Source organism: Nannocystis sp. RBIL2, assembly GCF_026626745.1.
GTDB lineage: Bacteria > Myxococcota_A > Polyangia > Nannocystales > Nannocystaceae > Nannocystis.
The window spans coordinates 856,899-871,703 of the sequence record NZ_JAPNJW010000001.1; the positions used below are offsets into that span (position 1 = coordinate 856,899).

The following is a 14,805-nucleotide window of genomic DNA, read 5'->3' on the forward strand; positions in this document are numbered from 1 at the left end:
GAGCAATGGTGCCGGCAACGCCGTCCGGCGACAACGCCCGCGCACGCGCCTGCGCGCCGCCGCTCTCCGCGCACGGATCGGCGCCCGCTGGCCCTGGAGGCCCCCGGACGCGTGAAACCGGCCGCCGGCGCGCAAGCTCCGCGGTGGGCCCTATAGTGCCGGCACGATGCACTTTCGCCCGGCCACCAGCTCCGATGTCCCCGCGATCCTCGACATGATGGAGGACTTCAACCGCCTGGAGCACATCCCGTGGCGCCGCGGACCCGGCGAGGCGCCGCTGCGGACCCTGATCGGCTCGCCCGGTCTCGGCACCGTGGTCCTCGGCCTCGACGGCGACGCGCCGCTCGGCTACTTCGTGCTCACCTGGGGCTTCGACCTCGAGTGGGGCGGTCGCGACGCTTTCCTCACCGAGCTGTATCTGCGGGCCGAGGTCCGCGGCGCCGGTCGCGGCCGCCTGTTCCTCGACGCCGCCCTCGCCTCGGCCCGCGCCCACGGGGCCCGCGCGGTCCACCTGATGGTCCGCACCGACAACACGCCCGCCATCGAGCTCTACCGCCGCTCCGGCTTCACCGCCCCGCCGCGGGTGCTCATGACGCGGCCGCTCGACTGAGTTCTGTCCTTCAGGGCATGTTCACCTCGACATGTCCTCTCGGACATTCTTCCGAGGACATGTCCTCGGGTTCACAGCCCCGCGGCGGCTGCCTTGGCCGTGGCCGCGTCGAGCAGGTCCTGCAGCGCGTAGTTGTAGTCGAGCACGTGCAGGCCGAGGAAGCCCGGAGCGAACAGCGGCGCGGTGACATCGACAGGATCGGTGCGCACGTCGCCGTCGTCGGGCTCGGGCGCGACCGCGAGGAAGTGCTGGCCGTCGCCGTCGGTCTGGCACGACAGCCCGTAGAAGTCGCGCATCACCACGAAGGGCGTATCGATCGCCGCGCCGAAGTCGATCTTCGGGAACACCGCCTCCTGGTGGGTGAAGTTGGGGAAGAACGCCCCGCGAGCGCGCGCCGAGCCGCCGCCGGGCGCGGCCGGGTTGGCGCAGGCGACGTCGTTGCCGGGGATGTCGGGCGCGTTCGAGCCGCCCTCCGGCGGCAGCGCGGCCGCGTAGGTGCGGTAGGCGACGACGCAGCCGAGCTGCTCGGCGCTGTCGCACAGCGGGAGGGTCGAGAGCGTACCGCCGACCGCCTCGCCGAACGGCACGCTGAACGAGCCGCCGAGCAGGAACGCCGCCAGCAGCCGCTCGCGCAGGGCCGGGTCGGGCTCGACGACCTCCTGGATCAGCCGCGTCGTCATGTACGTGCCCTGCGAGTGGCCGAGGATCAAGAGCGGCCTTCCGTCGGCGTGGTGCTCGAGGTAGCTCTCGAACGCGGCGAGCACGTCCTGGTAGGCCGCGGTCAGCAGCGCCTCGGCGTCGCCGCTGCCGTAGGTGCCGATCGTCACCTGGTGATACAGCGGCGCGAACATCCGGCACATCGAGGTGAAGCGGGCCGCCTGGTTGAGCAGCGGGTCGAGCTCCTGGTCGAGGTCGTCGAAGCTCTCGGTCTGGCCCGGCTGCAGGCGGATGTCGACGGTCGGGTAGACGTAGAAGCAGTCGAACGCCGGCGCGGCGGCGATCGTGTGCTCGACGATCGCGGTCCCGCCGTCGGGCAGCAGCTCGGTCGCGGTCAGGTCGGCCGAGAGGCACGCGTCGGCGCCTGTCGGCTTGTCCGGGTGACACAGCCACAGCGCCGGATCGGCGTAGCCCTCGAGCGGCGCGCCGGTGGTGCTCGGATCGCCGCTCGAGCTCGTGGTCGTCGGCGCGGCCTCGGTGGGGGTCGTCGTGGTCCCGGTGGTGGTCGAGGTCGACGGCTCCGTCGACGTCGCGGCGGTCCCCGTCTCCGTGGAGTCGCTCTCGCCGCCCTCTCCACCGCCGCAGGCGACGACCACGAAAAAGACGGCCAGCGGGACCCGGGAAGCGGCGAGCATCGCCTCACGTAAAGATCTGCGGCGACCGCCTGTCAAGCGCGGCCGTCCGGAGGTTCGGCGCCCCCGGCCGGCCTGCGCGGGTCAATCGCAGCAGCGAGCCCAGCGCTCCCATTCACGGGACCGCCGGCCGCCGCGGCGAGCGAGCGGCCCGTCACTCGCACTTGCCGTGGATCAGCGGCGCCGCCTTCTTCTTGGTGACGATGTGCTGCGGATCGCCGTCGGCCGAGTAATACCAGTCCGTCGTCGGCTTGCCGGTGCCGAGGTACGCCTTCAGGTCGCGCGCGACCTCCTGCGGGGTGGCCCACTGCGTGTTGTGGCCGATGTCGTCGACCTGCACCCCGTCGGGGCCGAGCGGGCGCTTGCCGTACTGCTTGAACCAGTACTCGAGCTTGCAGGCGTCGACGGCCACGTCGAGCGCGGCGCGCAGCGCCTGCTGGTCGGGGTCGTCGTAGAAGAAGCCGTCCTGGGTGGCCCACAGGATCAGCGTCGGCACGCTCAGTTCCTGCAGGCGCTGGCTGTTGTCGGTCTGCAGCAGCGCCCGGGCCACGCCGATCCACGTGCCCATCCGCGTCGCCGCGGTCTCGGGCACGATCGACGCCAGGAAGTCGGGGTCGGCCGCCGGGTCGACCACCCACGCGCCCTCGATCCACGCCTGCGCGTCGGCGTTCGCGTCGAGCGGATCGAGCTCGTACACCTCCTCGGGGAATTGCAGGCCCTGGGCCTCGAAGCCGGCCTTCCACGAGCCCTCGACCGGCTCGGCCAGGATGTAGTCCTGCAGCACCACGTTGCCGACCACGCTCGCCGCGGTGCCGATCAGCACCAGCTTGTCGACCCGCTGCGGGTGCGACAGGCCCAGCTCCTGGGCGACGAAGCTGCCCATCGAGTGGCCGACGATCGAGGCGCGAGCGATGCCCTTGGCGTCCATGAACGCGATCACGTCGTCGGCCAGGTCGGACGGCTCGAAGCACGGAGCCGGCGCGGCCGCGCAGTCGGCCGCAGGCGGCATCGACGAGCCGCCGTGGCCGCGCTGGTCGAGGACGTACAGGTGATAATCGTCGTCGAGCTGGTGGAACGCCAGCGCCGTCGGCAGAAACGAGCGCGAGGTATCGGTGTAGCCGTGGAGGAAGATGACCACGTCGCCGTCGGGGTCGCCGAGCTCGCGGTAGGCCACGTCGATGCCGGTGGACAGCGCGATGGTGTCGTGCTTCACCGGGCTCGAATCGCCGTCCAGCAAGTCATCGAGGAAACAGGCCGGAGAAGCGACGGCCAGGGCTGCCAATAACGATGATTGACGAATCACACGACGCATGAGCAGTCCGGTCATAGGCCAGGCGCGGAGCGCTCGCAACGGTGATTGCCCGGAGTGCGATTCAGGTCGAACGTGGCGCCATTGTCCGGACAGCTGTGGCAAGCGCGACCCGCACTGCCTCGCGCGTGAACGGCTCCGCCACTGCGGCCACGAACCCCCGGGGCAGCGAACCATCGGAGATAGCGATGGCCACGGCGCGCGGCGGAGCGACCGCGTCGCCCTCGAGGATCCAGACATCGACCCCCGCGTCGGCGGGTGTCGCGGTATCGCTCGCGCGCTCGACGGCGAGGCCGAGGTTCCTCAATGTAGCCACCAGTGCGTCGCGGGACGGTGAGCTCGCACCGACGATCCGCGCGTGCAGGCCCGCGAACGGCGAGATCTCGGCGGCTGGCGCCTGCTCGACCAGCGGCAGTTCGAACCAGAACAGCGAGCCCTCGCCCGCCTCGCTGTGATAGCCGATCGATCCGCCCATCAGCTCGACCAGCCGCTTGCACACGCTGAGCCCGAGGCCGGTGCCGCCGTGCCTGCGCGCGTAGGAGCCGTCGACCTGGGTGAACAGCTGGAACATCCGCTCGCGCGCCTGCTCGGGGATCCCGATCCCCGTGTCCTCGACCTCGACGCGCAGGTGCGACTCGATCCGCCGCGCCCGCACGACCACGTCGCCGCGCGGCGTGAACTTGATGGCGTTGCCGACCAGGTTGAACAGCACCTGGCGCATGCGGCCCTGGTCGCCGACGATCGCGGCCGGCAGCGCGGCCTCGACGACCACTGCCAGGTGCAGCCCGCGCGCTCGCGCCTGCGGCACGAACAGCTGCACCACCGACTCGACCAGGCCCGCGGGGTCGAAGGGCGCGGTCGACAGCTCGATGTGCCCGGCCTCGATGCGCGAGAGGTCGAGGATGTCCTCGACGATCCGCAGCAGGTCGCGGCCGGCGCTGTCGATCGCGTCGGTGTAGCGCTGCAGCTCCGGGTCGCTCACGTCCTCGCGCAGCAGCTCGTTCATGCCGATGACGATGTTGAGCGGCGTGCGCAGCTCGTGGCTCATCGTCGCCAGGAACTCCGACTTGAGCTGCGAGGCCCGCTGGGCCCCGTCGCGGGCGACCTCGGCCTCGTGGTAGGCGGCGCCAAGCTGCCGGCCCATCTCGGCCACCGCGTGGGCGCTGGCGTCGAGCTCGGCGATCACGATCGGCGGCGGCTCGACCACGTACTCGCCGGCGCCGATCCGCCGCACCAGGCCGTCGATGGCGAGCAGCGGCGTGACGACCTCGGCGGAGATCTGGCGCGCGCGCCGGGCGATGAACCACAAGAACCCGCAATAGAACGCGATGAGCCCGAAGACCATCCAGCCGCCGATGCGAAACAGCCGGTCGCCGAGGCTGGTGACCTGAGCGTAGATGTCGCGCTCGGGCGCGACGATGAGGAGCGTCCAGCCGGTCTGCGCCGCGGTGCCCCAGGCGACCACGTGCGGGCCCTTGAGGTCGATCGCAGCCACGCCCTGCGGCGCGCCGCGGATCTTCTCGGCCAGCACGGCGAGGTCGGGCCGCTTGTACAGGTTGAAGTCGTCGGGCTTGAAGGTGTCCCGCATGATGAGCTCGGTGTACGAGTGATCGGTCAATTCACGCAGACCCCACTCGGCCTCGCCCGCCGGCGGCAACGCCAGCAGCGTGCCGTCCTTGCCGATCAGCACCCCGTAGCCGCTCCACGGCAGCTGCAGCTCGAGCACCTCCGCGATGATCGTCTTGGTCGTGATGTCGAGGCCGATCACGCCCTCGAGGAAGTCGCCGCGGTACACCGGGGCAATGCACGACACCATCCACCCCTGCCCCGCCGGATCGACATAAGCGTCGGTCCACACCGCCTCGCGCGCCGGGTTGTGCCTGGCGTCCGCCTCGTAATAAAAATTGTACGAGGGGATGTCCATCCGCGCGCCGTACTGCCCCAGGCTGTCGACCGCCGGCAAGATCCGGTTCATCGAGTCGAAGGTGTTGAAGTACAGCTGGACGATCAGCGGATTGCTCGCCAGGATGTCGCGCATCACCGGATCGAGCTGGGTCGTGCGCGCGACCTTGTCGAGCTCGGTGGAGCCCACCGGCGTCGCCGCGCTGTAGTACAGCGAGCTGCCCGGCGCGCCGAGCTCGCTGTAGAACACGCCGTCGGGCGAGGTCTTGTAGGTCGCGCGCTGCTCCGGCGTCAGCGCGTACGGCCGCGTCAGCGCCTCCTGCGTCTGGCGAGCGTAGAGCGTCGCCATCTGCCGCACGCCGGCCAGCTGACCGTCGATGATCGCGGCCTTGTGGGCGGCGATCCGCGCCAGCTCGGCGTCCGCGATCTCGCGCACCGCCGCCAGGTTCTCGCGCGTGCCGGCGACGTTGGCCAGCAGATAGACCGCGATGAGCGCGATCTCCACGAGCAGCAACGGGAGCAGCGCGACCCGCAGGAAGGCGCGCCAGACGTGCTGACGGAGCAGCAGTGGCGGGCGGACGGTCAAGTGCCCCCTACGTATCACGTTCCGACGGAGCATGACCGCCCCGCGTGGCGGGCGCGGCGACCGCCGCCGCAGGCTCGGAGCAGGCCCGATGAACGCACCTGCGCCCGATTCACCGCACGCGGGATCCCACGCCTGAAGACGGGCCGTGCCCCAATTGCGGGCAGCGATGCGCGACGCAAATGCTGCCAATCGGGCCAGCGACGCGACGTCCGCGTCCGCATCGGCGGTCGGCGTCATTTCGCGCACCGCGGCGGCCCCGCGGCGCCCGCCCGGGTCCTGTCACCAGATGTCCCTTCGGACATCTCATCCGCCCCGCCCGCCGCGCTACTCTGGCGCCCGGAGGAGACCATGGGCGTCCTGGCGATCTGGCGCTACCCCGTCAAGGCGATGCTGGGCGAGTCGCTGCCCGAGACCTACGTCGATCACGCGGGCTGCGACGGCGATCGCAAGTACGTGGCGGTCGACGTCGACACCGGCGAGACGATCGCCAACAAGCGCGGGCCGACGCACCCGGCCCTGCGCGCCTGCCGGGCTGCCCTGCTCGCCGACCGCGACGCCCCGCTGCCGCTGCGCGTGACGCTGCCCGACGGCGAGGTCGTCGAGGGCGCGGACATCGAGCCCGCCCTGTCGTCGCTGCTCGGCCGCCGCGTGCGCTTGCAGGCCGCCGGCGACGCTCCCGGCCGCTTCGCCGCGCCCGGCCGCCACCAGGACTTCGCGCCGGTCCACGTGCTCACGACGCGGACCCTGGCGCACCTGCGGGCGCTGCAGCCGGAGGTCGCCTGGGACCCGCGCCGCTTCCGTCCCAACTTCCTGCTCGACGACGGCGACGCCCCGGGCGCCTTCTCCGAGGACGCGCTGCTCGGCCGCGACCTCCGCGGCCCCTCCGGCCTGGCCCTGGCGGTCGGCCTGCCGACCCCGCGCTGCGTCGTCGTCACCCGCGCCCATGAGGAGCTCGCCGCCGATCCGCGGACGCTGCGGACGATCGCCGAGCACCACGAGTTCGACCTCGGCCCGTTCGGCCGCCACGCCTGCGCCGGCGCCTACGCCGAGACGCGCTCGCCCGGGCGCGTACGCGTCGGCGAGGTCCTGATCCCGGACGGCGACCCTGACTCGCCGTCGGCCGCGATCGCGACCTCGCTGGCCCGCGTGCAGGCGCTGCTGGCGGGCGAGGCGCCAGCCTGAAAGGTGACCTTTTGGACATGCCCCATCGGGCATGACTGAAAGAGCAGCAGGCTCACCGTGACGACGGTGTGCGACGCTGCGAGACATGGCCATTCCGGAATGTCCCGAAGGTCATCCGGACATTCCGACAAGGGCGACATTGTGATGACATGCCCTGAAGGACATATCATCACAATCGCCCAACGCCACGCGTCAGGGCCGGCTCTCGGCCCGTCCGATGCAATCGGCGAGGCGATACCCGGCCAGGGCCGCGCGGCGCATCGCCACCGCGCGCGCCGCTTGCAGGTAGCGGCGGTCGAGCGCGATCGGGAACGGCGAGGTCGCGCCGGCGGCGAGCGGGGCCAGCAACGCGGCGCGCAGACGGGCGTCGTACACGCTCGCGTCGGCGGCGCGGAAGCTCTCGTCGAGCCACAGGTTGACCATCGCCTCGACCCCCGCCGCGCCGTCAGAGGCCGCCAGCTCCGGCTTCAGGCTCCGCCGCGGGTTGGCGGCGACGATGCGGCTCTTGGCCGCGCGCTCGGTCTTCGGATCGTCGCCGAGCATGTCGTCCCACACCGCGTGCAGCCGGGTCGGCGTCGCGCCGGCCGGTCCGGGCAGCCGGACGATCAGGGCGTTGCCGCCGAGGTCGCCCTGCGGCAGGTGCCGCGACGAGAACAGCGCCACGGTGTGCAGCGGCTGGTGCGAGTCGCCGACCAGGTGGAGCACCCACGCCAGAGCGACCGCCCGGCGCTCGACCGGCAAGCTGCGATCGTCGAGCTCGCGCAGCGCGTTCGGCAGCGCCTGCTGGACCCCGACCGGTCGGTTCGCGGGCGGAGCGATCGCCGGCAGCGCGTACGGGTCGACGTGGACCGGCTTGTTGTCGTAGTGCCACGTCGGGTTGTCGTGGCGCTTGACGTCGGCGAGGCGGCGCTCGAGCTCGGTCTTCTCCGCGCCGGCCGGCAGCGCCGCGATCGTCTCGTTCAGCTGCTTGTTCGCGCCCTTCAGCAGGTCGGGCCAGGTCGCCGCGTGCATGAACACCCACTGCTGCCGTTGGGGGTCGTCGGCCGGGCGCGCCGCGATCTCCGGCGGCATGCGGGCCGCGAAGTCCTCGGCAAAGCGCGGGTGACGGACCAGCAGCTCCGACGCGAACACCTGCTGCGCCCGCGTCAGCTCGTCCCAGGCGATGCGGGCGACGATCCGGTGCCCGCTCTCGTTCCACGCCCGCGCCGTCCCCGGAGCCGCGACGATCGCCGCGGCGATCGTCAGTCTCGCTGCCATCCTCACGCGCATGTGCTCCTCCGCGGACCGATCCTACCGCAGTCCGGCAGCGCCATCGACCGCGGAGCGCCCCGCGATTCGACGCAGCGACGCCGGAGTCACCGCTCACGACGCCAGGCGAGTGACCGGACCGGCGAGGCGCGCGGCGAGCTCGTCGACCTCGGCCTCGGCGGCGGCGACCGAGGCCCGGAAGCGGCCGTCCTGGAACTCGTCGAAGCCGACGCGGACGAACGTGACATCGGTCAGGCCGATGAAGCCGAGGCAGGTCCTCAGGTGCGGCTCGAGGAAGTTGAGGTGCGCCAGCGCGCCGCCCGGGTTCAAGGCCCCGTCGCCGAGCGAGACGATCACGACCACCGGCCGCGCGCGCAGCAGCGGCTGGTAGGGCTCGGCCGCCGCAGCGTCGAAGCCGAAGGTCCGGCTCACGCGGATCACCTGATCGAAGTACGCCTTGAGCTGCGCCGGCATCCCGAAGTTGTACATGGGCGCGCCGATCACCACCGCGTCGGCGGCCTCGAGCTCGTCGATCAGCGCGTCGCTGGTCCGCAGTGCCGCGCGCCCGGCCTCTGAGCGGGCCTCGGGGTCGCCGAACGCGGCCGCGATCCACGGCTCGTCGACCGGCGGCGGCGGCTCCAGCCCCACGTCCCGCTGAAGGACCACGCCCTGGGGCTCGCGCGCGCGCCAGACCTCGGCGAAGCGGCGGGCGAGACGACGGGTGATCGAGCGAGTGACGCGCCCGCTGGCATCGACGACGAGGAGCTTGTGCATGGCGAGGAAGGTAGCGACGCCCGCCGCTGCATGCCTCGTCGTAAATTTTTGAGCTGCTCACCAAAAAGTGAGCGGCTCAGGCGACGCGTGATCGCGTCGTGCCGCGGCGCGCCATATAGGCCGCGCCCCACACCTCGAGCTGGTCCAGCACGCTCGACAGCGTCTTGCCCGACTCGCTGAGCGCGTACTCGACGCGCAGCGGGCTCTCGTCCGCGTGTACCGTGCGGACGACCACGGCGTCGGCCTCGAGCTGGCGCAGCTGCACCGTCAGCGCCTGCGCGGTGATGCCCGCGAGCGCCGCTTGCAGCTGCGAGAAGCGCCGCGGGCCGTCCTTGAGCTCGTAGAAGATCGAGGGCTTCCAGCGCCCGCGGATGACGTCGAGCGCGGCGCGGACGGGACAATCCTCGTGGAGCCGGTCGAACTTCTGCTCGTAATCGGCGAGGGACTTCATCGACAAGACGCTAGCCCGACCTCCACGGCCCGACAACCCCGGCGCGCGCGTCCCTGCGGCCGCGCGCGCCGGCTGGGCTCGTCGCACCGGCCCGGCCGGTGCGAGAGACGCCGTCTCGAGCGCGAGCGATCACGCCGGCGGATTCACCCCGGCCTGCTTGGCGAACGCGGCCTGGACGATGGCGGCGACGCGATCTGCCTGCGGATCGTTGGGGCCCTTGGGCGCGTCGACGACGACGTCGCCGACCTGGATCTGCCGCGTCGGGCGCTGCTGCAGCGCTGCCACGAAGTCGTTCGCCGACGAGGAGCTCTGCGCCAGCGCCGCGAGCTCCGGCGACAGGATCACCGGCTCCGGCGGCGAAGCCGGCATCCAGTTCGGGTCGTAGCCGAACGGGGCGTAGTACCCCTCGATGTGCTGGTATGCGCCCTGGGCCAGGAACTTCTGCAGCGAGTCGAGGGTCGAGCTCTTGTAAGCGTCCGTGGTGTACGAGCCGGTGACCGGCTTGAGGTTGGGCAGCGTCGTATAGCCGCCGCCCATGGCCAGCAGCCGGAACACCTCGACCAGCACCACGATCGCGGCGTAGGAGAGGTCGACCTTGGGCAGCACGGGCGGGGCGATGTTGGGCTCGTAGATCTTCCACATCTCGAACAGGGACGGCGTGCCGAACTCCGCCCACGCGTGCGGCACGAGGTCGAGGGTGTTGTAGGCAGGCTGCAGCAACGCGCCGAGCCTGGCGCCCGAGTAGAAGGCGAACTCGCCGTTGCCCGCGGTCGGGCCGGCGAACGACTGCGCGCCGATCGTCGCGTTCTTGCCCGGATCCCAGGGCAGCACCAGCCCCTGCGCAGTGTCGGCGAGCCACAGCGCGACGGTGGGCGCGAGGGCGCCGCCGAGGCTGTGACCGGCGACGGTGATGTGCACCTTGTTGCTCACGATGGTCCGGAGGAAGTCGACCAGAGTGGTGCCCTCGCCGGGGAGCCGGGGGGCGGGCCTCAAGTTCTGGAGATTGAGCAGACCGATCGCGGTGCCGAGCGCGATCTTGGCTCCGATCGCGCCGATGTTGAACAGCCAGGGCACCTGCTTGTAGACGTGGAGGTCCTCGATGAGCGTGTCGATCGGGGAGTTGAAGTTGGTGCCGCCGATGGAGATCACGTACTGCGAGGGATCGGCGACGCTCTGCGACACGTACATGGTGTTGACGCTGTAGCCGTCCTTCCCCACCAGCACGCCGGGGCCCCAGACGAGCTGCCACTGGCCGATGGTGGAGGCGGCGTTTTCGAGGGCCTGGCTGATCTGCTTGGACGCCCGCAGGGCGAGGTCCTGGCCGGTCACGTTCTGGACGGCGTTGGTGAACATCGACAGCGCGAAGGTCTGGACTTGAGTCGGAGGATTGGTGGACATGATGGTGCGTCGGATCGGTGATGAGTAAGGAAGCGGCAGCGGTGCTGCCGTGGTTGCTCGACGCTGGAGAAGAGCGCCGACCCCTCCGCTGCGATCCAAAAAAGTTCGAGCTTTCTTCGCGCCTGCGGGCGCGGTCGTCTTCGCGCCCGACGGAGGTCCGCGTCGCGAGCCGCTTCGCCAGCGTGCCTTGCGCCACGCACCGGTGTCGACGGTCGGCGAACGCCTCGCGGGGGTGCCAGGCCGCGACCGCTCGCGCACCCGACCATCGCGCCCATGCTGCCCGGCATGGGCGACGACACCTGCGCCATCACCTTGAAGGTGAACGGGTCCACGCTGCGCTTGCAGGTCGCCCCCTGGACCACCCTGCTCGACCTGCTGCGCGAGCGCCTCGGCCTCACCGGCAGCAAGAAGGGCTGTGACCACGGCCAGTGCGGCGCCTGCACCGTGCTCGTCGACGGCGTCCGCATCAACAGCTGCCTCAGCCTCGCGGTGATGCGCGACGGCGCCAGCGTCACCACGATCGAGGGCCTGGCCGAGGGCGACGCACTGCACCCGCTGCAGCAGTCGTTCATCGAACACGACGCGTTCCAGTGCGGCTACTGCACGCCGGGCCAGCTCTGCTCGGCCGTCGGTCTGATCGCCGAGGGCCACGCGCACAGCGAGGACGACATCCGCGAGCTCATGAGCGGCAACCTGTGCCGCTGCGGCGCCTACCCCAACATCGTCGCCGCGATCGGCCAGGCCATGCGGCCGCGGAGGGACGCATGAACCGGTTCGGCTACACCCGCGCGGGCGACGTCGCCGAGGCGGTGCACGCGGCCGCCGGTGATGACGCGGCCCAGTTCATCGCCGGCGGGACCAACCTCGTCGACCTGATGAAGGAGCGGATCGCCGCGCCGAGCCGGCTCATCGACATCACTCGCCTGCCGCTGCGCGCAGTGAAGTCGCTGCCGGACGGCGGCCTCGAGATCGGCGCGCTCGTCAGCAACAGCGACGTCGCTTATCACCCCGAGGTCGCGTCCCGCTATCCGCTGCTGTCGCAGGCGATCCTCGCCGGCGCCTCGCCGCAGCTGCGCAACATGGCCAGCACCGGCGGCAACCTGCTGCAGCGCACCCGCTGCTATTACTTCTACGACGCCGCCCTGCCCTGCAACAAGCGCGCGCCCGGCAGCGGCTGTCCGGCGCGTGACGGCGTCAACCGGATCCACGCGATCCTCGGCGCCAGCGAGCATTGCATCGCAGTCCATCCTTCGGACATGTGCGTCGCCCTGGCCGCGCTCGCGGCCACAGTGCACGTCACCGGCCCCGCCGGCGCGCGCGCGATCGAATTCGCCGAGTTCCACCGCCTGCCCGGCGACGCCCCCGAGCGCGACACCACCTTGCAACCGGGCGAGCTCGTCACCGCCGTCGCGCTGCCGCGCGAGGGTTTCGCCGCTCACTCGACCTACCTCAAGGTCCGCGACCGTCACTCCTACGCGTTCGCGCTGGTGTCGGTGGCAGTCGGCCTGAGGATGGTCGACGGCACGATCGCCGAGGCCCGCCTCGCGCTCGGCGGCGTGGCCCACAAGCCGTGGCGCGACCCCACTGCCGAGGCGCTGCTGCGCGGCCAAAGGCCCGACGACGCCCTGTTCGCCGCTGTCGGCGAGCACCTCGTGCGCGACGCTCGCGGCTGCGGCCACAACGACTTCAAGATCGCCCTCGTCCGCCGCGCGGTGGTCCGCGCGCTGCAGCAGGCGGTCGCCGGAGGGCCACGCGCATGACCACGGGAAAGACCGGCGCACCCCACGATCGCGTCGACGGCCGGGCCAAGGTCACTGGTCAGGCCCGTTACGCCGGCGAGTTCACGGCCCCCGACCTCGTCCACGGTTTTGTCGTCACCAGCGCGATCGCCCGCGGCAAGATCGTCCGCATCGACGCCGCCGAGGCGCTCGCGCTGCCCGGCGTGCTGCAGGTATACACCCACGAGAACGCCCCGCGGCTGGCCTGGCGCGACCGCAGCTGGCGCGACATGGTCGCCCCCGGCGGCTCGCCGCTGCGCCCGCTCCACGACGCCGAGGTCCAGTTCAGCGGCCAGCCGATCGCGCTCGTGGTCGCCGAGAGCTTCGAGCTCGCGCGCGAGGCCGCGGGCCTGGTCAAGGTCGACTACGAGGCCGCGCCGCACGAGACCCGCCTCGCCGAGGTCGAGGCCGAGGCGCACGAGCCGGCCCGCGGCAAGAAGGGCTACACCCCGCCGCCGAAGCCGCGCGGGCGCGCCGACGAGGCCCTCGCGGCCGCGCCCGTGCGCGTCGAGGCGACCTACGAGCACCCGCCGCTGCACCACAACCCGATGGAGCCGCACGCCACCACCGTGATCGTCGAGGCCGACGGCAGCCTGACGATCCACGACAAGACCCAGGGCGTGACCAACAGCCGCGACTACGTGTGCAAGGTGTTCGGCCTGGCGAGCGACCAGGTCCGCGTCGTCACCCCGTTCGTCGGCGGCGGCTTCGGCTCGGGCCTGCGCCCGCAATATCAATTGTTTCTCGCGGTGCTGGCCGCCCGCGAGCTGCGGCGCTCGGTCCGGGTGGTGCTGAGCCGCCAGCAGATGTTCACCATCGGCTACCGCCCGTGGACGCGCCAGCGCGTGGCCCTCGGCGCCGAGCGAGACGGCAGGCTGCGCGCGCTGATCCACGAGGCAGTCGGCAACACCTCGCGCTTCGAGGATTACTGCGAGAACGTGGTCCCCTGGTCCGGCGTGCTCTACGAGTGCCCGAACACGCGGCTCGAGTACGGCGTGGCCGCGCTCGATCTCTACACCCCGATCGACGCTCGCGCGCCGGGGGCCGTCACCGGCTTGTGGGCGCTCGAGTCGGCGATCGACGAGCTGGCCGACGCGCTGGACATCGACCCGCTGGCGCTGCGGCTCAAGAACTACGCCGAGGAGGATCAGGACCACCGGCGCCCGTTCTCGAGCAAGGCCCTGCGCGACTGCTACCGCGAGGGCGCGGCGCGGTTCGGCTGGCACCGGCGCTCCCTGGCCGCGCGATCGATGCGGGAGGGCGCGCTGCAGATCGGCTGGGCCATGGCCACCGGCATCTGGGAGGCGCAGCAGGCCCCCTCGCAGGCCAAGGCGCTGCTGACCGCCGACTGCCGGCTGCACGTCGCCAGCGCCAGCGGCGAGATCGGCCCCGGCACCTACACGATCATGTCCCAGATCGCCGCCGAGCAGCTCGGCTTGCCGCTCGCCGCGGTCCGCTTCGAGCTCGGCGACACCGCGTTGCCGCCGGCGATGATCCAGGGCGGCTCGGCCACCGCCTCCTCGGTCGGCTCCGCCGTGCTGGCGGTGTGTCGGGCGCTGCAGCACAGCCTCTTGAAGCTGGCGCAGACCATGCCCGACTCGCCCTTCGGCGGACGCGCGCTCGAAGACGTCGAGTTCGTCGATCGCAGCCTGCGCCTGTGCAGCGGTGTCGCTCCGGCCGTGCCGATCGCCGCGATCATGCGCCACGCCGGCCTCGGCAGCATCGCCGAGCAGACCACCGCGATCCCCGACCTCGCCCGTCAATCACGCTACACCAGCAACGCCCACTCGGCGGTGTTCGTCGAGGTCGCGGTCGACGAGGCGCTCGGCACCGTGACCGTGAGGCGAGTGGTCAGCGCGGTCGCGGGCGGACGAATCTTGAACCCCAAGACCGCGCGCAGCCAGATCCTCGGCGGCGTGGTGTGGGGCATCGGCATGGCGCTCGAGGAGCACAGCATGCTCGACCACGGGCTCGGCCGCTTCGTCAATCACAACCTCGGCGAGTACCACGTACCGGTCCACGCCGACGTGCCCGCGATCGACGTAGTGTTCGTCGAGGAGCGCGACGACGTCGTCAACCCGCTCGGCGTCAAGGGCCTCGGCGAGATCGGGATCGTCGGCGTCGCGGCCGCGATCGCCAACGCAGTGTTCCACGCGACCGGCAGGCGGATCCGCGAGCTGCCGATCACCCTCGACAAGCTGCTGTGATTCCCGGCGCT

At 71.5% G+C, this 14,805-nt stretch carries 12 protein-coding genes; 5 read left to right on the plus strand and 7 right to left on the minus strand.

Translation table 11 applies throughout. The features are described from left to right. Window positions 1–166 precede the first annotated feature (166 nt). Window positions 167–610 carry an N-acetyltransferase gene (locus OV090_RS03430; protein WP_267702018.1) on the plus strand — a complete coding sequence of 148 codons (444 nt, stop codon included), beginning with the start codon at window positions 167–169 and terminating at the stop codon, window positions 608–610. 71 nt (window positions 611–681) lie between these two features. On the opposite strand, the gene OV090_RS03435 is transcribed toward OV090_RS03430, so the two are convergent. From OV090_RS03435 to OV090_RS03445, 3 genes are all read right to left on the minus strand, one after another. Further along, window positions 682–1,962: a DUF3089 domain-containing protein gene (locus tag OV090_RS03435; protein ID WP_267702019.1), complete on the minus strand. Its 1,281-nt coding sequence runs from the start codon at window positions 1,960–1,962 to the stop codon at window positions 682–684. A gap of 151 nt (window positions 1,963–2,113) precedes the next feature. Beyond that, the gene (locus OV090_RS03440) at window positions 2,114–3,196 is read right to left on the minus strand and encodes an alpha/beta hydrolase (protein ID WP_267702020.1); all 1,083 of its coding nucleotides are present in this window, start codon (window positions 3,194–3,196) and stop codon (window positions 2,114–2,116) included. A 136-nt stretch (window positions 3,197–3,332) separates the two neighbouring features. After that, on the minus strand, window positions 3,333–5,756 hold the full coding sequence (locus tag OV090_RS03445) for an ATP-binding protein (RefSeq protein WP_267702021.1): 2,424 nt from the start codon (window positions 5,754–5,756) through the stop codon (window positions 3,333–3,335). 348 nt (window positions 5,757–6,104) lie between these two features. On the opposite strand from OV090_RS03445, the gene OV090_RS03450 reads away from it, so the two are divergent. Beyond that, complete coding sequence (locus OV090_RS03450; RefSeq protein ID WP_267702022.1) at window positions 6,105–6,938, plus strand: MOSC N-terminal beta barrel domain-containing protein; 834 nt, start codon at window positions 6,105–6,107, stop codon at window positions 6,936–6,938. Window positions 6,939–7,130: 192 nt separating this feature from the next. On the opposite strand, the gene OV090_RS03455 is transcribed toward OV090_RS03450, so the two are convergent. The 4 genes from OV090_RS03455 to OV090_RS03470 all read right to left on the minus strand — a co-directional run bounded on the left by OV090_RS03455 (window position 7,131) and on the right by OV090_RS03470 (window position 10,809). Then, window positions 7,131–8,195, minus strand: coding sequence for a S1/P1 nuclease (locus OV090_RS03455; RefSeq protein ID WP_267702023.1), 1,065 nt, complete (start codon window positions 8,193–8,195; stop codon window positions 7,131–7,133). Between the two features lie 105 nt (window positions 8,196–8,300). After that, the gene (locus OV090_RS03460; protein ID WP_267702024.1) at window positions 8,301–8,960 is read right to left on the minus strand and encodes an NAD(P)H-dependent oxidoreductase; all 660 of its coding nucleotides are present in this window, start codon (window positions 8,958–8,960) and stop codon (window positions 8,301–8,303) included. A 76-nt stretch (window positions 8,961–9,036) separates the two neighbouring features. Further along, entirely contained in the window at window positions 9,037–9,411 is a 375-nt protein-coding gene (locus tag OV090_RS03465; RefSeq protein WP_267702025.1) for a helix-turn-helix domain-containing protein, read from the minus strand. Between the two features lie 129 nt (window positions 9,412–9,540). Next, a complete protein-coding gene (locus OV090_RS03470) occupies window positions 9,541–10,809 on the minus strand; it encodes a hypothetical protein (RefSeq protein WP_267702026.1) in 1,269 nt (422 codons plus the stop codon). 273 nt (window positions 10,810–11,082) lie between these two features. Here OV090_RS03470 and OV090_RS03475 point away from each other — a divergent pair, with 273 nt between their 5' ends. Genes OV090_RS03475 through OV090_RS03485 form a run of 3 tightly spaced genes read left to right on the plus strand, consistent with a single transcriptional unit; the run spans window position 11,083 to window position 14,794 of the window. Further along, complete coding sequence (locus OV090_RS03475; protein ID WP_267702027.1) at window positions 11,083–11,577, plus strand: (2Fe-2S)-binding protein; 495 nt, start codon at window positions 11,083–11,085, stop codon at window positions 11,575–11,577. Next, window positions 11,574–12,569, plus strand: a complete 996-nt coding sequence (locus OV090_RS03480) for a xanthine dehydrogenase family protein subunit M (RefSeq protein ID WP_267702028.1) — start codon at window positions 11,574–11,576, stop codon at window positions 12,567–12,569. The genes OV090_RS03475 and OV090_RS03480 overlap by 4 nt, the downstream gene beginning before the upstream one ends. Beyond that, a complete protein-coding gene (locus OV090_RS03485) occupies window positions 12,566–14,794 on the plus strand; it encodes a xanthine dehydrogenase family protein molybdopterin-binding subunit (protein ID WP_267702029.1) in 2,229 nt (742 codons plus the stop codon). Before OV090_RS03480 ends, OV090_RS03485 begins: the two co-directional genes overlap by 4 nt. The last annotated feature ends 11 nt before the right edge of the window (window positions 14,795–14,805 follow it).